The sequence below is a fragment of the Burkholderia sp. GW821-FHT14F03 genome, from assembly GCF_058803765.1.
Window position 1 is genome coordinate 31210 of sequence record NZ_JBXAPG010000017.1, and the last position, 22532, is coordinate 53741.

22 protein-coding genes and 2 pseudogenes are annotated in these 22532 nt (G+C 62.9%); 13 read left to right on the forward strand and 11 right to left on the reverse strand.

Going from position 1 to position 22532, the window contains the following annotated elements; genetic code table 11:
* Window positions 1-65: 65 nt before the first annotated feature.
* From AC1RQF_RS13730 to AC1RQF_RS13740, 3 genes and pseudogenes are all read right to left on the reverse strand, one after another.
* Window positions 66-233 carry a hypothetical protein gene (locus AC1RQF_RS13730; protein ID WP_492872252.1) on the reverse strand — a complete coding sequence of 56 codons (168 nt, stop codon included), beginning with the start codon at window positions 231-233 and terminating at the stop codon, window positions 66-68.
* A pseudogene (locus AC1RQF_RS13735) lies at window positions 233-472 on the reverse strand (ShlB/FhaC/HecB family hemolysin secretion/activation protein); the annotation flags it as partial. The pseudogene AC1RQF_RS13735 and the gene AC1RQF_RS13730, both read right to left, overlap by 1 nt.
* On the reverse strand, window positions 370-690 hold the full coding sequence (locus tag AC1RQF_RS13740; protein ID WP_492872253.1) for a POTRA domain-containing protein: 321 nt from the start codon (window positions 688-690) through the stop codon (window positions 370-372). The gene AC1RQF_RS13740 and the pseudogene AC1RQF_RS13735, both read right to left, overlap by 103 nt.
* 66 nt (window positions 691-756) lie before the next feature.
* Here AC1RQF_RS13740 and AC1RQF_RS13745 point away from each other — a divergent pair.
* Window positions 757-990, forward strand: a pseudogene (locus tag AC1RQF_RS13745) (Tn3 family transposase); the annotation flags it as partial.
* Between the two features lie 119 nt (window positions 991-1109).
* Here the strand turns inward: AC1RQF_RS13745 and AC1RQF_RS13750 are convergent.
* Window positions 1110-1997: a patatin-like phospholipase family protein gene (locus tag AC1RQF_RS13750; protein WP_273995446.1), complete on the reverse strand. Its 888-nt coding sequence runs from the start codon at window positions 1995-1997 to the stop codon at window positions 1110-1112.
* 421 nt (window positions 1998-2418) lie between these two features.
* Between AC1RQF_RS13750 and AC1RQF_RS13755 the strand changes: the two genes are divergently transcribed.
* Window positions 2419-3846, forward strand: a complete 1428-nt coding sequence (locus AC1RQF_RS13755; protein WP_492872254.1) for a phospholipase D-like domain-containing protein — start codon at window positions 2419-2421, stop codon at window positions 3844-3846.
* Between the two features lie 540 nt (window positions 3847-4386).
* Here the strand turns inward: AC1RQF_RS13755 and AC1RQF_RS13760 are convergent.
* On the reverse strand, window positions 4387-4965 hold the full coding sequence (locus tag AC1RQF_RS13760; protein ID WP_492872255.1) for a disulfide bond formation protein B: 579 nt from the start codon (window positions 4963-4965) through the stop codon (window positions 4387-4389).
* 15 nt (window positions 4966-4980) lie between these two features.
* Window positions 4981-5139 (reverse strand): DUF5993 family protein, encoded by a 159-nt coding sequence (locus AC1RQF_RS13765; protein WP_273995443.1) that lies wholly within the window; start codon window positions 5137-5139, stop codon window positions 4981-4983.
* 298 nt (window positions 5140-5437) lie between these two features.
* Here AC1RQF_RS13765 and AC1RQF_RS13770 point away from each other — a divergent pair, with 298 nt between their 5' ends.
* Together AC1RQF_RS13770 and AC1RQF_RS13775 are read left to right on the forward strand one after the other, a co-directional pair.
* A complete protein-coding gene (locus AC1RQF_RS13770) occupies window positions 5438-7036 on the forward strand; it encodes a B12-binding domain-containing radical SAM protein (protein ID WP_273995442.1) in 1599 nt (532 codons plus the stop codon).
* A complete protein-coding gene (locus AC1RQF_RS13775; protein ID WP_273995441.1) occupies window positions 7036-7647 on the forward strand; it encodes a LysE family translocator in 612 nt (203 codons plus the stop codon). The genes AC1RQF_RS13770 and AC1RQF_RS13775 overlap by 1 nt, the downstream gene beginning before the upstream one ends.
* 1027 nt (window positions 7648-8674) lie before the next feature.
* On the opposite strand, the gene AC1RQF_RS13780 is transcribed toward AC1RQF_RS13775, so the two are convergent.
* The 3 genes from AC1RQF_RS13780 to AC1RQF_RS13790 form a co-directional block, all read right to left on the reverse strand.
* Window positions 8675-10069 carry an FAD-binding oxidoreductase gene (locus AC1RQF_RS13780; protein ID WP_492872256.1) on the reverse strand — a complete coding sequence of 465 codons (1395 nt, stop codon included), beginning with the start codon at window positions 10067-10069 and terminating at the stop codon, window positions 8675-8677.
* A 5-nt stretch (window positions 10070-10074) separates the two neighbouring features.
* A complete protein-coding gene (locus AC1RQF_RS13785; RefSeq protein WP_492872257.1) occupies window positions 10075-11184 on the reverse strand; it encodes a GNAT family N-acetyltransferase in 1110 nt (369 codons plus the stop codon).
* A 194-nt stretch (window positions 11185-11378) separates the two neighbouring features.
* The gene (locus AC1RQF_RS13790) at window positions 11379-12116 is read right to left on the reverse strand and encodes a class I SAM-dependent methyltransferase (RefSeq protein WP_492872258.1); all 738 of its coding nucleotides are present in this window, start codon (window positions 12114-12116) and stop codon (window positions 11379-11381) included.
* Window positions 12117-12281: 165 nt separating this feature from the next.
* Here AC1RQF_RS13790 and AC1RQF_RS13795 point away from each other — a divergent pair, with 165 nt between their 5' ends.
* Window positions 12282-12647, forward strand: coding sequence for a hypothetical protein (locus tag AC1RQF_RS13795; RefSeq protein WP_492872259.1), 366 nt, complete (start codon window positions 12282-12284; stop codon window positions 12645-12647).
* A gap of 155 nt (window positions 12648-12802) precedes the next feature.
* Here the strand turns inward: AC1RQF_RS13795 and AC1RQF_RS13800 are convergent, their stop codons facing one another.
* Window positions 12803-13126: a hypothetical protein gene (locus AC1RQF_RS13800; protein WP_492872260.1), complete on the reverse strand. Its 324-nt coding sequence runs from the start codon at window positions 13124-13126 to the stop codon at window positions 12803-12805.
* Between the two features lie 137 nt (window positions 13127-13263).
* Here AC1RQF_RS13800 and AC1RQF_RS13805 point away from each other — a divergent pair, with 137 nt between their 5' ends.
* The 8 genes from AC1RQF_RS13805 to AC1RQF_RS13840 all read left to right on the forward strand — a co-directional run bounded on the left by AC1RQF_RS13805 (window position 13264) and on the right by AC1RQF_RS13840 (window position 21826).
* On the forward strand, window positions 13264-14079 hold the full coding sequence (locus tag AC1RQF_RS13805) for a polysaccharide lyase family 7 protein (protein ID WP_273995435.1): 816 nt from the start codon (window positions 13264-13266) through the stop codon (window positions 14077-14079).
* Window positions 14080-14275: 196 nt separating this feature from the next.
* Window positions 14276-15415, forward strand: coding sequence for a chitosanase (locus AC1RQF_RS13810; RefSeq protein WP_492872261.1), 1140 nt, complete (start codon window positions 14276-14278; stop codon window positions 15413-15415).
* Window positions 15416-16495: 1080 nt separating this feature from the next.
* The gene (locus AC1RQF_RS13815; RefSeq protein WP_273995433.1) at window positions 16496-17428 is read left to right on the forward strand and encodes an NHL repeat-containing protein; all 933 of its coding nucleotides are present in this window, start codon (window positions 16496-16498) and stop codon (window positions 17426-17428) included.
* 221 nt (window positions 17429-17649) lie between these two features.
* A complete protein-coding gene (locus AC1RQF_RS13820) occupies window positions 17650-18435 on the forward strand; it encodes a 3-hydroxybutyrate dehydrogenase (protein ID WP_492872262.1) in 786 nt (261 codons plus the stop codon).
* On the forward strand, window positions 18432-19646 hold the full coding sequence (locus AC1RQF_RS13825) for a patatin-like phospholipase family protein (protein ID WP_273995429.1): 1215 nt from the start codon (window positions 18432-18434) through the stop codon (window positions 19644-19646). The genes AC1RQF_RS13820 and AC1RQF_RS13825 overlap by 4 nt, the downstream gene beginning before the upstream one ends.
* Window positions 19647-19903: 257 nt before the next feature.
* Entirely contained in the window at window positions 19904-20206 is a 303-nt protein-coding gene (locus tag AC1RQF_RS13830) for a hypothetical protein (RefSeq protein ID WP_273995427.1), read from the forward strand.
* A gap of 266 nt (window positions 20207-20472) precedes the next feature.
* On the forward strand, window positions 20473-20937 hold the full coding sequence (locus AC1RQF_RS13835; RefSeq protein ID WP_273995426.1) for a hypothetical protein: 465 nt from the start codon (window positions 20473-20475) through the stop codon (window positions 20935-20937).
* Between the two features lie 76 nt (window positions 20938-21013).
* The gene (locus tag AC1RQF_RS13840) at window positions 21014-21826 is read left to right on the forward strand and encodes a hypothetical protein (protein WP_273995425.1); all 813 of its coding nucleotides are present in this window, start codon (window positions 21014-21016) and stop codon (window positions 21824-21826) included.
* 379 nt (window positions 21827-22205) lie between these two features.
* Here the strand turns inward: AC1RQF_RS13840 and AC1RQF_RS13845 are convergent, their stop codons facing one another.
* A complete protein-coding gene (locus AC1RQF_RS13845; RefSeq protein WP_492872263.1) occupies window positions 22206-22532 on the reverse strand; it encodes a hypothetical protein in 327 nt (108 codons plus the stop codon).

The window sequence follows — 22532 nt, forward strand, 5'->3', positions numbered from 1 at the left end:
GAACGGTCGGCACGCGTCATACCGTCGGGATACGACGCATGCCACGGCGATCTTAGCGCGCCGGATTAGGATAATTCAGCCAATTCCCTGCCTGTATCCGCCGCCGGTACGCCAAAACGGCGTGCCGCGGACAAGACCAAGGCGATCTGCGCGGTCGGAAACGCGGTCAGTTCCCGATCCTCGCCAGCCTCGTCGGGGCCACGACGCACCGAGCAGTTCAGTTGTTTCTTCATCAAAACTGCGCCGTCACCTGGAAACCGAGCGTGGCCCGGGCCGTTGGGAAACCGGATGGCTTGTACACCGGCGTGCCGACAAACCGGTCGTAGCCGTACCCGCCGAAGCGCGTTGCGACACTGCCCCTGACACCTATCACCGCACCCGCGAGTTGCCTGCCGACAAGCACGACCGGCTGCGGCCCCCATACCCGTCCATCGTCCAGCCCGGCGTAGATCGCTTGACCCGTTTGGCCGATTCAAGGTCACACAGGTTCAGCACTTCGCCGTCACCGGCCGGGAAAGCGGTCTTCCACGTGCCGCGCAATTTCTCGTCGGCGAAACGGACCTGCCGAATCACACCCGGAATCAGTGAGAGCGTCAGCGTACCGGTCGTCAAATCCTGTTCCGGCAGCAACACGCGTGTCGTGATGCAGCCGCGTGCCAAGATTTCCCGCGACAACGCCTTGACGATCATATCGACGCCTTGCTTACCGGCACACTGGCTTCCGGATTCGAGGCGAAGCTCGACGAGCCGCGCAAACGCTTCATCACGACGCTGTTCTGCTGCGGCTGCAATCTCGGGCCAACGCAGACGGCGCGGTCAGTCAAGAATCTCAGCCGAAAGCAAGTCGCGTGGCTGAATTTGAAATACGTGACCGAGGCGTGCCTCGACAAAGCGATCGTGAAAGTCATCAGCGCCTACAACCGATTTGCGCCGCCGAGGTTTCGAGGCTCCGGCAAGCGCATCTCGGCTGACGGCACGAAGTGGATCGTCGGCATCCGCGGTCGAAGCCGTCACAAGGCGCCCCTGTCGTCATAGATCGCCGGATCGTGTTCAATCGGCATGACCCCATCCTCGGGCGCGAGGCGTCGGTCAGGCTCTAAGCACCAACGTCACCGTTCAACCGAGTGCGTATGCTCGTGCAGCGCGCCCGGAATGCAGGTCCGTTCGAAACCGCCATCGCCGAGCCACGCACGGGTCCGCTCGGCCGCCAGTTCGATCAGCGCCCTGCACCGGGTGTAGTCGTACGGCGAAACGTCGAGCGGACACAAGGGAGGCACCACGAAGATATCGGCGCGCGTCTCGTAGAACGCCAAATCGCGCACGAGCTGGCGTGCGATCACGAGGGTAAGCGCATGCATCGCCTGGGCGATTGCGCTCGCCGGCGGCTTATGCAACGCGCATGCAAAGCCCGCCGGCAGCACGACGATACGCGTCGCGCCCTGTGCGACGGCAATCGAAATCGGCGTATTGTTTGCAACGCCGCCGTCAACCATCAGCCGATCGTCGATCCGTACCGGCGGAAATACGCCCGGGATGGCCGCGCTGGCGAGTACGGCGTCGACGACGAGGCCCGACGACAGCACGATTTCGCTGCCGCTGAGCATATCGGTCGCGACGACGTGCAGCGGCAGCGACGCGCGCTCCACGTACTGATACCGCAGATGCCTTTCCAGCAGCATTCGCAGCGCAGTCGTTTCGACGAGGTGTGCGCGATTCTGAAGAATGGTCCTCAACAGGCCGAGCATGGAAAACGGCATGATGTCGCGCCGGCGGATGTTGCACCACAGTGCTTCGAGATTCGCGACGCCGTCGCGGTCGGGCTGTCCGGCGAAATAGGCGGCGTTGATCGCGCCGGCGGACGCGCCGACCACGAAGTCGGGCCGTTCACCGTAATTGAGCAGTTCGCGCAGCATGCCCACCTCGATCGCACCGAGGCTGCCCCCGCCTGCAAAAACGAAAGCGGTCCGCTTCGGACGCGCACCTCGATCGAAGACCATGCTTGTCTCACAAAACGGGCCAGTAGGAAAGGATGAACGCCGAGGTCGGCGAGACAGATTCGCACAAATTGCCAGGCAGCTCAATTCGCATCATGCCTGCCTCAGTCGGCAACGCCCGGAGCAGCCGGGACTCGACACGCGTGCCCGCTTGCGCCACGCTTCAGCCGTCTCCGGCGGCTCACCGGTGCCCCGGAACGCCGGAACGCCGGATTTCCGCCCCACTCGCCAATGAAGATATCCTTGACGCAAATGCCTTCCCCCTGTGCGCGGCATAGGGGCGGCCTGGTGAAATACGCATCGCAGCCGGACACGATGCCTCGGCCGTGCCTGAACACAAGGTACTCGTAAGGTATTTGATTTCCGCCATTCCAGACATTTGAGAACGCAGGGCCCGAGACATCTTGAACCCATTCACCGCATCATGACCGCCACAAGAAGAAGCCTGGCGCTCATCCCGGCATGCATGCTTGCCCTTTCCCTGCAGGGCCACGCGCAATGCGTCGACCTGGTCGCCAATCTCGACGACGGCCAGCTGATGCAGTCGCGGATCGCACTGGTCGACCATGCCACGCCCGCCGAGCAGATCCGCGTCCTCGCCTACATCTTCGAAATCGATCAGACCGGCGGCCTGCTGCTGCGTCATCTGGCCGGGGCCGCGCGCCGCGGCGTGCCGGTCAAGCTGCTGATCGACGGCATCGGCCCCGAGCCGCACTTTCCCCTCGAGGATGAGCTCATCGTCGCGCTGCACGAGGTGGCGCCCGGCATCGAACTGCGAATCTTCCACCCACGATCCCATCTCATCGGGATCGCGCATCGCATGCACGACAAGCTGTTCCTGGTCGGCGACACGGCCGTGATCGGCAGCACCTCGATCTGGGATCCAAGCTTTCGCAACTGGCTCAGCGAGCGCGATCTGATGGTGTCGGGCGACGCCGGCCAAGACGCTTCCGCCCTGCACGCCATGCACCGGCATTTCGACCTGTTCTGGGACAGCCCGGCAGCAGTGCACCCCGAGCCGGAAAAATTCCTCGGCATCGAAAGTCCCTATGGCCTCTCGCGGGGTTATGCCACGCTTGACCCGGCGCGCATCCGCTATTGGCGCAAGTGGCTGCTGGCTCCGCCCGACGGTACGGCCCCGGCGGCGAACCCGGCCGCGGCCGATACGCCGACCGCCTCCGACAGGCCTGCCGATCCCGACGCCGCGCCCGCTTCCGGTGCGGATGTCGATCCTGGCTGGATGCCGATCGCCTGCGAGCGCCTGCGCTATGTCCACGACGAGCCCGACAAGCGCTCGCCCGGCACGTTGCAGGACATGCTGTCCGCGTTCGATACGGCACAACGCGAGATCCTGGTCATCACCCCCTACCTGATCCTGGTGCCGGAACTGCGCGAGACGCTTGAGCGCAAGCAGCGCGAAGGCGTCCGCGTGATCCTGGTGAGCGCCTCGCTGGCGAGCATCACGCAGGAATTTCCCGCGGTCGGCCGCGCCTATGCCGACGACCTGTCCGGCTTGGTCGATGCCGGGATCGAGGTGCGCGAGTACAACGACCGGGAGAACCGCATGATGCACGCCAAGCTGATCCGCATCGACGACCATCGGTATTATCTCGGCAGCTTCAATTTCGATCCGCTGTCGGCCCGCCTGAATACGGAAAACGGCCTGTGGATGGATATCCCCGAGGACGGCCTCGATCCCTTGCAGGACAGCGCGGCGTACTACCTGCGCAACGCCAGCCCGGTGAGCGATGCCAAGCGCCGCTTGCTGGCGGATCCCGATGCGCGCTGCCGGGCCGCCGGCTGCGGAGGCGCCTGGCGGTGGATGACGATACTGATCAGGGATTTCCTCTGAGCCTCGGCGTGCGCCATCCGTGCCGATTTGACGGGCCTCGCCGCCGGCGCGTGCGGCCGCGCGCGTCGCGCGTCTCTCCGGGACAGAAGAGACGTCCGCGAAATGGCTCGGGGACGTCGCGGCCCCTCGACTGAGCGCGTAGGCGCGACGGCAAGGGAAAGCATGAAGGTCGGCGTCCGCGACGGACAAATCGACGCAGCGCACCGGCGAGGACGGGCAACCCGGCAGCGCGGCGCGCCGCCAACCGGTATCCGATACAGCGACAAGGCTCGGCGTGCCTCCGACGGCCATGCCACTCGGTCAACCCGGTGGCCCATCCAGCATCCCGATCGCATTGCTGCCGGCGTCAGATTGCCCACTGCACCGAAAGCCGCCGCCGCGGTCTTCCGCGACGAACCTTACTTCCGTCCATCATCCGACCTCGATGCTGAGGGCGCCCCACCCCTTGAGGTGAAGCGCCGACTCAACACAGTCGCGCCAACCTCCAGGATTCCGATCTACTCCAGGAAGGCGTCGGCCTGGACAGATCACGCGCTCGCGTCAGGTATGGCTCAACCACTGATAGACCACGGGATCGTCGGCGCATTGGCCGAATCCGCATTCGAGCAGGGTCGACGCCAGGTTCGCCGCGATCATCACGAGAAAGAGCGCAATGGCTATCTTGCCCATCGTATTGATATCGTTGGATGGCGATCCGGAACGCTCGTCACCCGGCAAGAGCAGCATGAGCGCGACGAACACCACGACCACGATCGAGGCGATGGCGGCCCAGGTATAGAAATGGAGGCCGAGCAAGGATGACCCATACGCGCCGGTGCCGGGAACGATGTGCAGCAGAACCTGACGAACCGCGATCGCGCCCGTCGCCACGGCTGCGACGAGCACCGCGCCGTAATGCAGGCCGCGTACGCCGAACCGCACGTTCAACGCCAAGCCAATCCCGATGAGAATCAAACCCGCCCTTTGCAACAGACAAAGCGGACAGGGCAATTCGCCGAAAGCGAGTTGGTAGTAAAAGGCAATGCCCAACGCCAGGCAAACGCCCAACAGCGCGAGGCTGTTCAGATTCCGGCTGCTCCACGCGGGCTGCGCCGCCTGCTGATTGATAGTTGCATTCATGCGCTGTTCCCGCGACTAGAAGGTCAGTTGGAGCGCATCAGTTGCATGATGCTCGAACGAAGCCAGGGTCACGACCAGGGTGACGAGAAACAGAACGAGACTCGACGTATATTTTCCGCGAGCGACTTGTCCCATCGTGGCAAGCGCCAGTAAGAACGGCAAAAACATAAACATTTCATATTCCTAAACAATAATCCATATCGATCACCAGACAACAGCCCTTGACTGGATCTGGCGCCCGCAAGCCTATCATGTCGTCTGCGGCGCGTCGCGCAGCATGCCTGTCGACGCCAGGTCCGGGCATCGGATATCGGCGGACGGCATCCGTTGCCGGATGCCGTCGCGGGCCCTTCCGTGCGTACGAGAAAAGCGGTAAGGTCGTCACCCGAGGGTTCCGTCTGCCCGCGGAGGCATGGGCTGGCCGGTTGTAGTAGTTTCCAGACAAGATCCACAATATCGAGAGAACTGCGCCATGAGTGAGCCGAGGGCCATCGTATTTTTCATCAATCCGCCGAACAGCAACGATCTGGATGCGGACGGCGCGGGCGAAGCGAACAATATCGTCGTATCGAAGGGCATTCAACATACCGACTGGGCCAATTTCCCGCATCTCGGCATCCTATCGCTGGCTTCCCATGTCGACGCGCTGCCGGGCTTTGAGGGCCATTATGTCGATGGCGTGATTCATCCGCTCGACCGTATCCTCACGGCGGTCCGCGAGCGGGCCAGCCGCACCCTTGCCGTCTGCCTCAGTGCGATCACGGCGAATTACGAAGCCGCTATCCGGATCGCTCACGCGGTCAAATCCATCGATCCGCATATCGCGATCGTGGTCGGCAACGATCACTTCACGGCATTGAGCCGCGAGATCCTCGATCGCCACGGCGAACTGATCGACTGCGGATTCGTCGGCAACGAAGTGTATGGCGGTCTGGTCGATTTCCTGAGGGATCGGCAGCACGCGCGAGCCGCCAGCGTTTATCCCGGGTCGGTTCGTCTGGAATCCGGGCGAATCGTCGCTGATCCGACGATTCGTGAGGCGGTGAACCGCGTCATCGACTACAGCCTGATCGACCGGACTTTGCCGCATACCGCCGTCTACACCGAGAATTTCACCCGGCGCCTGGGCCGGCGGATCCTGGCATTGACCGGGCGGCAGGTACGCAAGGGCGTGCCGGTCGAAATCGGGCGCGGTTGCATCAAGTTCAGCGGCGACGATGCCTGTTCGTTCTGCTCGATCCAGTATGGCAGCATGTGGAAGAACGAACTGCCGGCGGATCACGCGTGGTCCGTCATCCGCAGCGCGTGGGAGGCGGGCTACGATTACCTGTACGTAACGGCCGACGAACTGCCGCTCACGTTCGCGCGGCTGATGCTCGACATGGCGGAGTCGACGCCGTCGTGGTGGCGCGCGTTACCGGCGGACGCGCGCCCGGTCCTGGTCGGCTACGCGCGCGCGGACGGCATGGAGAAGGAGCAGGTACTGAAAGCAATGCGCGGGATCGGCTTCCGCATTCTGTTCGTGGGCGTCGACGCGGGCGCCGCGCGTTCGCTGCAGGCGCTCAACAAGCCACTGCGCAACAAGGATCCGGTGGCGGCCGCGAAGCGGATGGCCGACGCCAATTTGCGGGCGCTGCACAATGCGCGCACGCATGGCGTGGCGATCAAGGCGGGATTCGTGCTGGGGCATCTGGGAATGAACGAGGCGTTGCTGGAGGAAAACATCGAGACCTACATCGCATTCCTCAAGGTCGGGCGGGATGTGATCATCAGCGCCGACATCGAATTGCTGTCGCCGGAACCGGGCTCGAAGGAATTTCGCTATCTGACCGATCCAGACGAGGCTGAAACGATGTCGGCCCGACTGGGTCTCGCGATCGGAAGTCGCGCACGGCGGCAGGACGTGGCCGATCGCTACCGGAACGTCGATATCTTCGATCGCGAGGCCGCCATCGACGACTATATCGGCGTGTTCATGCCCGAGCTGTCGAAGGAGCGGCTTGCCATCGCGCGCGATCGGGTGCGCGGCGAATGCGGCCGGCTCGGCATCGTGATCGGAGACGATCTCTGATGTCGCCCGAGCAAGCGCTGTTCTTCGGCCTGACCTGCATCGGCTTCGGTTTCATCCCGGGGCCCGCGCTGCTGCAGACCGTATCGTTGACGCTGCAGCACGGGCGGCGGGCCGGCTTCCTGTCCGCGCTCGGCATTCATCTCGGCGCCTTCTTCCAGATCTGCATCGTCGCGCTCGGTGCGGTCGCGGTGCTGAAGACGTCGCCGATGCTGTATCACGTGCTTAAGGTGGTCGGCGGCGCCTATCTGGTCTGGCTCGGTATCCAGCGCATCCGCGCGCCCGTCGGGCAGGACGCGGCGATCGACGTGCCGCGCAACGTCGTGTCGTCGAGCGCGTTCATCGAGGCGTCGAATCCGAAATCGGCGCTGTTCTATTTTTCGTTCCTGCTGCAATTCACCGATCCGGACGCGTCGATCGGGCTCGGCTGGCAACTGTTCCTGCTCGGCGCTTGCGCGAACCTGCTGTTTTCCGCCGCCGACGTGTTCTGCATCCTGCTCGCCCATCCGTTGCGCGCCCGCGTGTCGCCGGGCGGCCACGCGCTACGGATCGGCCAGTTTCTCGCCGGCACGCTGTTCGTCGTGCTGGGCGCGATCGCGATCGTCAGCGACTAGCGCGGGGCCCGCACGAGGCGACGACAAGTGCGCCGACAGCCCGACACCGGGACCGCTCAAACGCAAGTCGCGCTCCCGATTCGTTCTCGGTGCCGAAGTCCATCGCGCGTGGAGAGCTGCGCCCATTGACCGGGGGGAGCGATCTATGAAGTACTTCGGGTACGTTCGCCGGGCTTAACTGACTTCCCTGTTCCGTTGCTCCCCAGACCCCTCCTCGCCGAAATGTGCGGCGGCTTCCTTCGATACGTGTCGTTTCGGCGAAGTCATGGTAGGAAAAACACCGCGATTCATCCATAGGTGATCCGCCGGCATACTTTCGCGATCGTCTTTTCTTCAATGGGCGGCGATGGCGGACCCGGTCCGGAAAGCAGGCGGCGGGCGCGTTCCAACCAGCCGAACGGGCGGCCATGCGTCGGCGCGATCGATGTCCGGCGGCGTTTGACCGCGCGCGCTGACCTGCCGTCCGCAAGCGTCCTGACGCATGCAACCCGCGCGAGTCGGCTCATGATTGCGTGGCGGACAGGCCCTGGCCGATTGGGGGACGCCGGCGAGCAACGCAACAACAACCGCGTGTCGCGAAACGACGCCCCCTTGTCCGGAATTTCCTTGCGCGGCGCCCTGTCGTAGACCCGCGACATGGCCTTGAGCTTGTCTCCGCTCAGCCCTTGCGTTACCGAGGTTGGCCGGCTTCGGCCGGAGCGCTTGCGCGAAGTCGACGAACGGCCGGATCTCCGCCTCCGTCACCGGCCCGCAACGTCAATTGTGCTCGGCGTGCGCCGTCCATCGCGGCCCCCGCCTTCCCGAACAGATCGAGCCGCTTGACCCGGGCCGGATCGATCGACCGCTCCGCCGCATCGAGCTTCGCGTGCCTCATCAAAGAGCGATCGGCATCGAGGACGCGTCCGAGTCGGAGCGGGTCGGAGCGGGTCGCGTGCTGTGGCCGCACGATCGCTGCGGCGCGACCGCAATGCGCGACGCACCGGCACGTGACGCTCCGGCAAATGCAGGTCTCTTTCCGAGTTGTATGTCACACGCGCGGCGTCAATGTGGTGACATCGTGAAAGACGCCGTCCGGGTCATAGCGCCGCCGTAATTCCACGAGCCGCCGCCAGTTTTCCGCGGAGAAGCAGCGGGCGATGTCCAGTGCGCGCGTCTCGATGTCAAATTCGTTGATATAGCATCCGGACGCGACTGTCGCGAGCTCGTCATACAAGCACTTGAGCCACTCCCGGTTGACTTCGTCGTCGGCGGCGTCGTTCCATTGAGCGTAAGTCGACAGGAAGAACCTGCCGTGCGCCGAATAGGCCGCGTCCTCAAACGCGTGCATGCCACGCCAGATGAAGAGCGGCACGCTTGCCGGAGACGGTTGGCGAGGCAAATGCGACGCGAGAATCCGAACAGCGTCTTCCGCCCTGTCCGTGAGAATGTTGTCGGTCCGGAAGCGCTTCGCGGCCATCATGGCATCCGTCTGCCTATAAATGGCTTCGAAGCTGGATGCCTGATCTTCTTCCACCGGCGTGAGCCAACCGTCGGGCAGCCTGGAGGCGAGCGCCGCGTGCAATGCGTTCGCCTGCGATGCATTGTCGGCAAACGCGATCGTACTGAGCAGGCCTTCGCGACTGCATTCGGCTGCGGTGACGCTTGCCGATGGGACCACCGCGAGCATGACCTGCAAGGCCGGGGCGGGTCGGATGCGTTCGATTTCCGTCAACAGCGCCGCGAGTCTTCCGAACGGCACACGATACGTGTTGGTCGTCATCGCGTGCGGCAGCGGCTCGCAAGCCAGGTAGAAGCGGGTGACGACGAAGAACGCGGTCGGGCCACAGCCTCTGGCGGCCCAGAAAAGGTCAGGCTCGCTGTCGGCGCTGAGGTGGCGGATCCGGCCGTCGGCGGTGACGGCGTCCATGGCCAGCACGTTGAAGAGGCTCATCCCACCCCATGAAGTGCAATTGATGCCAAGTCCGCCGCCGAGCAGAAACCCGCTGATCGCGACGCCGCCTCCATGGCCAGTCGGAAAGGCGAGATCATGCGCGGCGAGGCTTTCGCTCAACTGGCGGCTCGTCACGCCAGGTTGAACGATCGCCCGGCGCGCGGCGACCTCAACGCGAATGTCCTGCATCTCCGAGAGGTCGAGAAGCATGCCGCCCTCGCGCAGAAAACAGCCGCTGTAGCTGTGGCCGCCGCCCCGCACGCTGATGCGCATCCCGTGCGCGTGCGCGAAGTCAATCGCCTGAACGATGTCGTCCTCGCACTCCACTTTCACGATGTACTCGGGATAGCGCTCGAACGAACGTCCATTCCACGTCGAGCGCCGGTGCCAGCCCGCATACTCGGGATGGTGCCGCGAGCGCACCCGGCCTTTGACTCTTGCTGGGAATGTGCGGAAATCGTCCGCCAATGCAACCGTATTAAGCATAGTCATTGGGCTTACTCCTTTCGCAACGAAGAGTCGATAGAATCAGTTGTTTCCGAAACTGCCATGTGATTGAGTGAGGCGACGCGAGCGGCAGCGGGTTTCAGGTCGTCGCTCGTGACGGCATAGAGCCGGCCCGGCCGCATCCCCAGCCGGGTCTTGATTCTCGCGTTGAGCCGGCCGCCTTCGAGGCGACGCAGGTTGCGTTCGAACGCATACCGGTACGACGCCGCGAACGCGATCGTGTAGGGACTGAAATCCGTCTGGTCGTACGTGACGCCAGCAGACCACGTGTAGAACGTATCGGGGCCCTCGAAACATATGAGGCCGCCGACGACTCGCCCTCCGGTTTCGATCGTGCACAGGCGCACGAGGCTGCCGCAAAGTCGGCAAAACTCCGCTAACGGAACGGTGGGGAAGTATTGCGGCGTCCCATGGCGTGACGTGGTCGCGTGGCACAGCGCGGCGAGCTGTTGCAGTCGGCCGTCGAACGGCGGCGCGATGATCTGCGAGCAGGCGCCGCTGGCGGTGAATTTCCGAAGCTGGCGATTCATCTCCCTTCGGCCGTCGGCCGGTAGTTGCTCGACGAAATCGTCGAAGTCGCCGAACCTGTCGAGATCCGTATAGAAGCGATCCACCATGTAGTTCACATGCATGCCGCGATCGATCGCAGCCGCAAGCAGCATTTCGTCGCAAACGTTCAGCAAACCGTAGTATCGGGCGCCAGTGCATTGCGCGAGGTCCGCAAGCGCATCGAACATCAGCGGATATACATGCGGTGATCCGACGATCGACGGGATAGTGCTCGTGAAGCAGTGCATGATATGACTGAGCAGCGCAAGGTCGCAGCCGTCGTCCACGAGTCCCGCGTTCTGCCTCAGCACACCCAGGGGATCGACGACCATGAGCCTTTGCAGATAGACGGGCATGAACGCGACGATCCGCCGCCCATGCAAAACGAGAACATAGTAGGTACCGAGCGCCGGCAGCAGCGGTGAACGTTCCGCCGCACGCAGGAACTGCGGATCGTAAAAAAGAGAGGCGCCACTGGCGTGAAAGAACGATTCGTATGCGCCGGGCACAATCCGTTCAATCGACTCGATGATTTCCACCGACAGTTGCATAGCCTGCGCCCCCTTGCGTCTCGTTCAGGCGCGCCAGGTCAGCACGACCTTGCCCGCTGTGCCGTTCCTCATCGCGCCAACCTCTTCCCGGTACCGCTCAGCGGACAGACGGTGTGTGACAACGCATGGAAAACTCCGGGACGTTGGGAAAAAAGCGGCGGTGACGCGGGTCGGTGGCGCGCGATGTGCGATGTCTACCGACAATCCAGAATCACGGCGTGAGGTCGCGACAGATATGGGCGAAGTGTCTCGGGTGCGTGCTCGATGGGCGTCAGCGCCGACGGCAGAGGGTTGCGATGGACGATATGCTCAAAGCCGGCCGCCCGTAACGCCGCATCGAGTGACGCCTTGGACCAATACCATGCGGTCACGGTACCGCCGTATCCCGAATGAAACAGCTCGATCCGGACTTCTCCGCCATCCTCGTGCGCGGGGGTCTGCGTCAGCGAAAAGCCATAACACGCGTAGTAGGCAGGGTCTGCGACATACTCGGGATGAATCGGAAGCGTGACAAGCCGGCCGCCGGGGCGTAGCAGCCGCTTCATGCTCGCGCACATTTGCTCGAGCGCCGACTTGTCCGCCGCATAGGGCAACACATACACGCCCAATACGAGATCGAACCGGTGATCGAGATCCGGATCGAGCCGCGACACGAAATCGATGCCCAGGTGTTCGCCGGACTCGCGATCGCACGCATGCCGCAACATGCCTTCGGCCTCATCGAATCCGGTCACCCTGCGCGCGCCTCTTTGCTTAAGGATGCGCGAGTAGGTACCGTCTCCACAGCCGAAATCGAGAATATCCTTGCCCGCCACGTCTCCCACTACTTCCAGCACGCTGGGTATTTCAATATCTCTTCGAAATGGCCACGTTGCCATGTTTTCGTATAGAGCGGCCAGCCCGTCGAACTGGCTATGCGTTGCGGACGTCATGTCGGATTCCCCGTAAATGCATGACACATCGGAGGCCCGCAGATCTCTCTTGGATTTGGCGAGGTCGAGACGTGTCGCACGCAGCCGCTTTTATTCGATCAGCGGATGACGGTATCAATATATAAATATTATTTATTTTTATCAAGAAATATTTTCAAACTTTAAATGAAATTCTTTATTAATTCCATGGATTATCAGATAACCGGAGTCGACCCTGTAATGGCAGGGATGGTTTTGATTCCCGCGGCTTTCCTGCTGAGTGTAGGCTTACCCAGCAGCGATACGGCTTGGTGCTTCGCCCCCGAATTCCACGCTTCCGTGCCAGGAAAGACAGCCGATCGTGATCCGCTCTGGATCGGGTCCGAACAACCCAAGCGCAGCATGGCACCGCGTGCCTTCACGGAAGTGGGCATCGAAGCGGCGGCTCCACGGGGCGCGCCTCAAGCCGATCAAGCGGGCCGACGGCCTGGCAAGGTGCATGGATCGAATGTCAGCGTCCTGCCCCTTCAAGCTCGGCGCTTCGCTAAATGATGGAGCGACCGATGAAATATGCGGCATCTATATTGAGCCCGCGCTACGACATCTGAATCCGGCCTCGACATTGAGTATGGGTCCCAGGCTCAGATGTCGCGTTTCCGCTCAATAAAAATGTCGTGTTTGAGCATATAGGTTGATCGCCGCCGCCCTCAGGGAACACTGGTGATGAACGCAACCGGGACGGTCGCGATGACGATCGCTTGAACCGGATGGGTCCACGGTCTCACCTCGTGACACGGCTCGACAAACCGAACGGCGCCTCGCAACGGCTCCGGTGCACAGAAAAGTCGCTCGAACATGGCGGGTCGCGCCGTGCGCCGATCATGCAATTCGAAACATCCGGCCATGCCGCGACGAAGTTCGCCGATCAGCCATCCATCCCGTGCCATTGCGCTTGCAATCCTGATTGCAAGGTTCACCAAAAATTCATTCGCCACCATGAATTTATTGGAAGCACTCGCCAATAAAATCATCCGATTGAATCATACAACAATAGAATAATTAACAATATTTTATAAAATAAAATAGTGATTTTTATTCACCGTCGATTTGAAAATAAAGGTAACCTATTCGCCATCCAAGATTAATTCAAACAACGAGAGACGGCCCCATGAGAGATTCGATCGCAGCCTGCCTTGTCGCCGCCCTGCTTGGAGGCATGCTCTCGGCGTGCGGGGGGGACAGCCCAGGCCATGCGGTTTCTCCCGCCGCCTTGATGCAAGCCGGGCAGACGATCGATGCGGCGCTTCCTGCCTTGAGCCCGGCGAACCCGCCCGGATTGAATTTCAACCTCGCGCCCTTCACGCTCCAACTCCCCACCGGGGCATCGGGCAGCGTCGACACCGTGAACGCGGATAGCCTCGCGGCGGGATATACGAATCCGTATTACTTCTACACGGACAAGTCGGACGGCGCGATGGTCATGATGGACCCTCGGCGCGGATGGACCACATCGGGATCGCAGCATCCCCGGACCGAGCTGCGTGAAAATACGGCATGGCCCCCCGCCGGAACGAATCTCCTGCAGGCAACCGTCTCCGTGGTCCAGGTGCCCGACCACACCACGATCGGCCAGATTTTCCAGGGCTCCGGGCCCAGCAAGCCGCTGTGTGAAATACAAGTGACATCGAAAGGCGTCGTGCAGCTCTTGCTCGAGGCAACCAACCAGGGTGGGAAATCCACAACCTATCCGATCGCGGACGTCACGCTCGGGACGCCGTTCAGCTATGAACTGAGTCTGTCCGGCACGACGATAGGCGTGAAGATCAATCACACCACCCGATCCTTCACGATGGATGCGAGCTTCGAGGGAGAGGACTTCTATTTCAAGGCCGGCAACTACGACCAAACGGCCAGCTCGGGCACACCGACGACAGCCCCCGGCACCGTCGTCAAATTCCATGCACTTTCCCTGACCCATCGCTAGAAGCGCGGTTTCGCGCAGCGGATTTTTCTGCATCCTCGGCGGATTCGCCTGCTCCGGCATTCCGGTCGAATCCACCGTGACACGTTGGTCGCTGTTTCCCACCGGCATCAACACCTTGGCGCGCACGTATCGCGCGCGGCCATGTCGTGTGCTGTAAAAATCGCGCCGTCTGCTCGTCGCGATTTTCTTGAATTGATTGAAAAATACCATTCACAACGGAGCGTTCAAGATGAAAAAAACGTCGATTCAAACGCTGAAGATCATGTCGATTTCCGCTGCACTGTCCGGGCTGCTTTCCTTTCCCTGGAGCGCCAATGCGCAGCTCGCCACGGGAAGCGATGCGGGACAGTCCGCGAACGCGGAGATCTGCGATGCGCCCTGGTCGGGAAACCGCATTTATCAGCCCGGGAATGTCGTCAGCGACACAGGCGTGAACTACACGGCCGCCTACCGGACGCAAGGTAACGCGCCGTCCCTCAGCAGCGGTCTCGACGGCAGCGGGCAGCCGTGGGTAACCGGTGCGGCCTGCACGCCGACCCGGATCGATGCCCGGCTACTCGACCACGACGCCAATTTCTCGCCGGCCACGCTGCAGTTCCTGAAATCGAAGACCCAACTCGATGGCGAGCAATGGGACAACATCATGAAGCTGATCAACAAGCCGGAACAGGACACCCTCGAATGGACGAAGTTCTACGGCTATTGCGAGAATATCGGTGACGATCGGGGCTACACCATCGGCATCTTCGGCGCCACGACCGGCGGTCCGAACGACACCGGCCCCGATGCGCCGGCACTGTTCAAGGAATATGACGCCGTCGGCGGCGCCTCGAATCCCTCGATCCAGGGCGGGCTGTCACGCATCGGCGTACACGGCAGCATGTCCGGATCGATCCTGAAGATCACCGACAGCGCGAAGACGTTCTGCGGAAAGATCAACGCGCTGCAAAGCAATGCGAACTGGCGCGAGGCGATGTGGCGTACGTTCTACAACGTCTACATCGGATACAGCGTGGCGCAGGCGCGGCAGCGCGGCTTCAATTCGGCGCTGACCATCGGCTCCTTCGTCGACACGGCGCTCAACCAAGGCGCAACGGGCGACAAGAATTCGCTCGAAGGCCTGCTGGCCCGCTCCGGCAACAGCGTGGACGAGAAGACGTTCATGACGAAGTTCTATGCCGAGCGCGCGAAGGTGGTCGACACGCACGATTTCAACCAACCGCCGAACGGCACCCATCGCGTGCAGGAATGGAGCACCCTGATGCAGGAAGGCCAGACGAGCCTCAAGAATGTCGATGCCGCCATCGTCAAGGTCACGAATTGGACGATGCATTGATGCGTGTCGACGCGATCGAGACAGCGGGACGCCGGCCTGTCGTCCGGAACGGCTGGCGTTCCCGCGGACGGTCGCGACACGCAGCTTGCCGCCCGGCGGTTCGACCGGGTGCTGTCGATCCCGATGCAGTTTGCCGGTGCAGGTCGAACCAGAGAACAACACGATCGACACCGCACCGTTCGCCTGCGGCACGCCCATCACGCCGGCGCACAGGCGGCCGGAAGTCCGGCTTCGCGTTTGCATGCGTCGGTGAAGCGCCTTCTCGTACGGCCTGCTCCGCTCCCTCCGGATTGCATCAGCGAAGCTGATGTATCCGGAGAACGACGGAAAACCGCTCAATCCGCTCATGCCGGCATCGCACCCCTGATGTTTCGTCTTGCTATAGATTCGCGTTGATGAAACCGATTGCCAATCACTGCTCACTCAATAAAACAAATATAAAGAATTGCACACCCCCTGGCATCAATCGATGCATCGACTCCAGCGGTCTTGTTGAGTCGACAGCCGATCATCGCCGGTAGACCGGAAGCTGCCGGGCAAGAAGCCGATCGAATTAGAACGGTCACCTCGCTCTTTACGTATATGAAAGTCCGCTCCTTGAGTGCGCCTCGAATCGATTCATCCGGAATCGCTTCGAGCGCCTCCCCGGGGAGGCAGCGGTGCCGTCCAGGGGCCTAACCATTCCGGTGACGATGGCGCATCGCCGTCCTCCCGCGCCACCAACCACCGGCACGGTCCCGTTCCCGGGCGATTCGTTCAATGTGAGGCGTTCATCGTCGCGTGCCTCGAATCCCGGCATGTGTCGCCGCTTCGCGATCCGCCCTATGGCGCGTTCCAATCCGTCGCGCCCGCCCGGTCTCACGGCGTACGAAATTTTCGGAGCGCCTCATCCGTCATCGGATCGCGCCATTAATACTCCCCCAATTTATCTTGACAATCGTTAACAAATGCCCGCCGCTCAGGCCAGGCTTTCGAAGGCCTGACGCGTGTACGCTATCGACAGCCCGTTCGATGGAAATGAATTCCATCCGCCCGTGCGAACCGACGGCAATCCTCGCGACAACATTAGGAAACCTTATCGTGACGACACAGCATGACGGTACGTTGTATGTCCTGCAGGCGCGCCCGCCCGCGATCATTGCCCTGTCACCCGATGGGTCCCATCAAACGGTGCTCGGGAATCTGACCCGAACGCCCGACGGCATCAAGGTCGATGCCGAAAGCAACATCGTGTACTGGACCAACATGGGCACCGGCATCCACCTGATCGACAGCGATCCGACCAGCCGTCCGGTTCCGCCGAACGACGGCACGATCGAATGCGCGTATCTCGACGGGACCGGCCACCGCGTGCTGGTGCCGAGCGGCCAGGCCGGAACGCCGAAGGAACTGGTGCTCGACAAGCCGGGCGGCCATCTTTACTGGTGCGACCGCGAAGGCATGCGCGTCATGCGTGCCCGGCTCGACGGCGCGGAGGTCACCGAACTCGTGCGCACGGGCGAGTTCCCCGCCGACACGGCCGACGCGACCCGCCACTGCGTCGGCATCGTGCTGGACAAGGCGAACGGTCATGTCTACTGGACCCAGAAGGGGCCGCCGGACGCCGGCCAAGGTCGTATCTTCAGGGCAAACATCGAGCCGCCCGCGGGCGCGCGCCCCGACCAGCGCCCGGACGTCGAATGCCTGTTGGCCGACCTGCCGGAGCCGATCGATCTCGATCTCGATCACGACAACGGCGTGCTGTACTGGACCGATCGCGGCAGCGACACGGACGACGGCAACACGCTGAACCGCGCCAGGATCACCGCGTCCGGATTGATCGATCGCGAAGTACTCGCGCGCGATCTGAAAGAGGGAATCGGCGTGTCGCTCGACGCACGCGGTCGGCGCGCGTTCGTGACGGATCTCGGCGGCAACGTCCGGGTGCTCGATATCGACACGAAACACGAAGCGCACTTCACGACCATTGCCCAACTGGGTCCGCTGACCGGCATCGACTACGCGGAGCGTTAAACGGGCCTTGCCCGAGCGGATCGGTACGCGCGGCGTACCGGGTTCTCCCGCGTGATCGTGCATGCACCGGACCAGCGAGCGCGCCCGGCCACGCCCGTCGCGCGAGTGGGCATCCGGCGGCGCCTGCATGCATCGAGGCGCGTGCACCGATGCCGGGGCCGGCGGGTCAACCGATGCTTGCCTGGCGGCCGAGGCCCTTCCCCTCTTTACAAGACATTGATATGAGCAATCTGAACGGAAAAGTCGCTGTCGTGACGGGCGCGGCGAGCGGGATCGGCAAGGAGATCGCGCTGGAACTGGCGAAGGCGGGCGCGGCGGTGGCGATCGCGGACCTGAACCAGGACGGCGCGAACGCGGTGGCGGAACAGATCAGGCAGGCGGGCGGCAAAGCGATCGGCGTCGCGATGGACGTGACCAGCGAGGAAGCGGTCAACAGCGGGATCGACAAGGTGGCGGCGGCCTTCGGCACGATCGACATCCTGGTGTCGAACGCGGGCATCCAGATCGTGAATCCGATCGAGAACTATGCGTTCTCGGACTGGAAGAAGATGCAGGCGATCCACGTCGACGGCGCGTTCCTGACGACCAAGGCGGCGCTCAAGTACATGTACAAGGACGATCGCGGCGGCGTGGTGATCTACATGGGCTCGGTGCACTCGCACGAGGCGTCGCCGCTGAAGTCGGCCTATGTGACGGCGAAGCACGGGCTGCTGGGCCTCGCGCGCGTGCTGGCCAAGGAAGGCGCGAAGCACAACGTGCGCTCGCACGTGGTGTGTCCGGGCTTCGTGCGCACGCCGCTCGTCGACAAGCAGATTCCGGAGCAGGCGAAGGAACTCGGCATCAGCGAAGACGACGTGATCAAGAAGGTGATGCTCGGCAACACGGTGGACGGCGTGTTCACCACGGTCGAGGACGTCGCGCAGACGGTGCTGTTCCTGTCCGCGTTCCCGAGCGCGGCGCTGACCGGCCAGTCGTTCATCGTCAGTCACGGATGGTTCATGCAATGAAGCCGCGCGCCCGTACCGAAAAACAGACCGTCGATCCGGCCGATCTGCACAGCGAGGCCGGGGGGCGGCCGGCTCACCTGCTGCCGTACGAGACGATCGCGCTCGTGCTGCAAGGCGGCGGCGCGCTCGGCGCCTACCAGGCGGGAGTGTTCGAGGGCCTGCATGAAGCAGGCGTTCCGCTCGACTGGATCGCCGGCATCTCGATCGGCGCGCTCAACACCGCGCTGATCGCCGGCAATCCGCCGGAACGGCGCGTCGAGCGCCTGCGCGAATTCTGGGAAACGATCTGCCAGCCCGCGTTCCTCCCCGCACTGCCGGCCGCTTTCGAATACGCGCTGTTCAACGGCCACGAACACATCCGCTCGATGCTCACCGCGACCCAGACGGCCAGCGCGTTCCTGCAGGGCCAGCGCGGCTTCTTCACGCCGCGCTTCCCGCCGCCGCTGCCGGGCGCAGCCCAACCGCCCGGCAAGGTCAGCTACTACGACACCTCCGCGCTGCGCGCAACGCTGCTCAAGCTGTGCGATTTCGACCGCATCAACTCGGGCGAAACGCGGGTGTCGGTGGGCGCCGTGAACGTAGGCACCGGCAACTTCATCTACTTCGACAACACGAAGACGACCCTGCGGCCCGAGCATTTCATGGCCTCGGGCGCGCTGCCGCCCGCGTTCCCGCCCGTCGAGATCGACGGCGAGTTCTACTGGGACGGCGGCATCGTCTCGAACACGCCGCTCATGGAAGTGCTGCGCGCGTCGCCGCGACGCGACACGCTCGCGTTCCAGGTCGATCTGTGGAGCGCGCATGGGCCGCTGCCGCAGTCGCTGGACGACGTCGCCGAACGCACCAAGGATGTCCAGTATTCGAGCCGGACCCGCTTCGTGACCGATACGCTGCAGCGCGAACAGCGCTATCGCAGCCTTCTGCATCGCGTGCTCGGGCACGTGCCGGAGGATGTGCGCAGGAGCGATCCGTGGTGCCAGCAGGCCGAAGAGGTCTCGTCCGGCCGGCGCTACAACGTGCAGCATCTGATCTACCAGCAAAAGCCCTCGGAGAATCAGTACAAGGATGCGCAGTTCGGCCTGTCGACCATGCGCGATCGCTGGGCGACAGGTCTGGAGGATATCCGCAAGACGCTCGCCGTCAAGGATGGCCTCGCACCGCCCGACAACGAGGCCGGCTTCGTCACGCACGATATCCACCGAGCCCGCTGATACCGGCCGGGATTGGCGCGCAGCATGGCCGGCGCGCGGATCGAGCGACGTGCGGCCGATCGACGCGCCGGCGAGCCGACGCAATCCGGAATCGGTCGAGGATCGTTTCAGGGTGCCCGTGGCTGAGCGGCCGGGACGCGCTCGCCTCGCCTTCCGCATCGAGATACGCCTAAATCCCGTTTCGCCGTGTTCTTCAGCGGCGCGATCGCGCGCGCTTGGGTCCTGCACGGCACGACGTGCAGATCGAGGTGAGTACGATGACGGCGCAGCGTCCGTTCCCGAGCGAAACGGCCGTGAAAAAACGATTCAACGAAGAGCACATCATCGGCAACGAGAGGAAGCCGAGACTGGAAAGATCAAGGTCATTCAGGTCGATATTTACAATTCAATGGCGACTGCCCCGCATCGAAAATCCCCTCAGGAAGATCGCCGCCCCTCCGGGCATCTTGCGCCTCCTGATCCGAGCCTTGCCGATCTTGACGAGTGACCGGTTCACGCCGATGCCGCCGCAATCATGCGCGATGCTGCGCCAGAAGCCCGCTCAACACCACGCGCCTTGAGCGCCGCCGCCTTCCCCCGCTAGCCGTCAAACACAACGCTTTCGCCTCACTTTCATTTTCCATCGAATTCCATTAATTAAAATAGAACATCGAATTAATTCTCCGCCCAACAAATATCTAAAATCCAATGTTTTGAATTTTCATCCCCTCGTCATCATTCATTCGATATCTTAACAATTGGAATCGTGTCGAACGCGGCACTCACCGACTGCGAGCGCGACACGATTCCGTTCCACGCATTCAATTCAAATTTCGAGGGGGTTCAATTGAAGAAGATTCTTGTTGCCCTGGCGTTATCCGTCGCTTCCCTGTCCGCGCTCGCCGCCGATGTCTGTCAAGGCGGAACCCTGCTGACCGGCACCGTCCAGACTCCGCCCACGTTCAAGTCCGGCTCGGCGCTGCAAGGCATCTATCTGTCACACACCCACGTGAGCCTGCTCGGCACCGACGGCGTCATCTACGACGTCGCGATGGACAATGTCTTTGCGAACGGCTACTCCCGCAACCAGAAAAGCGTGCCGACGCCGCTGAACCAGATTCAGGTCGGCGATCAGCTCGAACTGTGCGGCGAACTCTACACGGGCGGCGACGTCGGGATCCACTGGGTCCATACGAACTGCGGCGATACGCCGACGCCGACGGATCCGAACGGCTGGGTCAAGGATCTGTCGCAGCCCGCGCTGGGCAACAATCTCGAAAGCAACGAAACCTACTGCTATCTCTGGCAATAAGCCCCTCGATCCGCGCCCGGACACCCTCGCGAGCATGAAGCCCGCATACTGGCTCGCCCTCGGCGTCGCGGGATGCGTGCTGGCCGGCGTCTATCACGCCGCGCGCAGCCCGGACCCCGCCCCGGGTCCGGGCGCGCGCGCCCGGGATGCGCAGGTCGAGGAACGCGGCGCGTCGACCTTCTCGTCATCGGCTTCGCCGGGCGCGGGCGGGAATGTCGTCGATGCACCGGCCTTGATCGGCAGCAGCGGCAGGATCATCGACCTGGGCGGCAAGACGGTGGCGCAGTACGTCGCGCAATACGAGGGCGCGGCGCGCCTGGGCAACCCCGATGCGGCCTATCGGGTCTACTTGGCGGAATCGCTTTGCGCCGCGAATCCGACGCAGCGCGACGCCGGCAGCGCGTCATCCGCGCCCGCCGATACGACGCATCCATGCGCCGGCGTCACGCCGGCCGAGGTACAGGAGCGCCTGCGGTTTCTCGCGCTGGCCGCACGCACGGGACGGGCGGACGCGCAGATCGATTTCTACCTGGAAGGCCCGGATGGCACCGGCACGGTTCCATCGGCCGGCGCGAACCCGGACGATCCGGACGTCAAACGCTGGAAAGACGACGCGCTGAGCCATCTGAAGGAGGCCGCCAGCCAATGCGACCCGCTGGCCGCCGGCCTGCTCGCCACGAACTACCCCTCCGGCAAGTTCAACGCCCAGGACCCCGCGCAGGCGATTGCATTCAACCTGCTGGCGGCCGCGGCGGGAAACGGCAAATGGTCCCGCGAGCGGCTGCAGGCCCGGTTCGGCGCGCAAATGACGGCCCAGGCGTTCGACGCGGCGTATGCGGAAGGGCTCCGGAGTGCGCGCGCGACCTGTTCCCAGGCCAGGACGCCATGAGTTGATGAGTTGAAGTCCGCCCAGGGTCGTCATGCACGTCGATACCCAGACCTGTGCGTGCTCGATCGGCATCGACACGCTGCCGGCCAGGCGCCCTCTCCCATGCGAGATTGTCACCACGGCGGCACGAACCTCTGCGCCGCCCTTGCTTCGGCGTGTTCACGGACGGCTTGACCACCGACGCCATGCGCCCCCGGACATTCCTGTCCGGCTGCAGCGGCAACGACTCGGCGATCGCCGGCACGTCTGCGCGATAGGCGGTGCACGTCCCTTACCGCGCGCGACGCCTGCCCGTCATGGCCGCGTGGCTGGCCGATCGCGCGGCGAACGAGGGGCCGGCAATGCGTAAGCCAACGCCCCCATTCATATGGAATCCCGATTAAAACACCGACCTCATGATCGAAGCCGCCAATTTCAAGCACTGAACCAACAGGATTGCACCGATCGCGGATGCGGTCAGGCGGCGAGTGGGCCCGCCGTCGGCTATCCAGCAGATGAACTTATAGAAGCGCGTTCCTGACCGATCTTTTCTTAACGCTCGCGCCAACAGCCAAAATGCACCGATCGCCATCGGCAGCATCAAACATAATTCGGCAATCGAGATTTGCCAGTCGTGCCGCCCCAGCGGAAAAGCCATCCGATAGCAAACCGACAGAAAAAAGCCAACGACGATCGATATTGCCGTGGCATTAAGCGCGAGAATCAT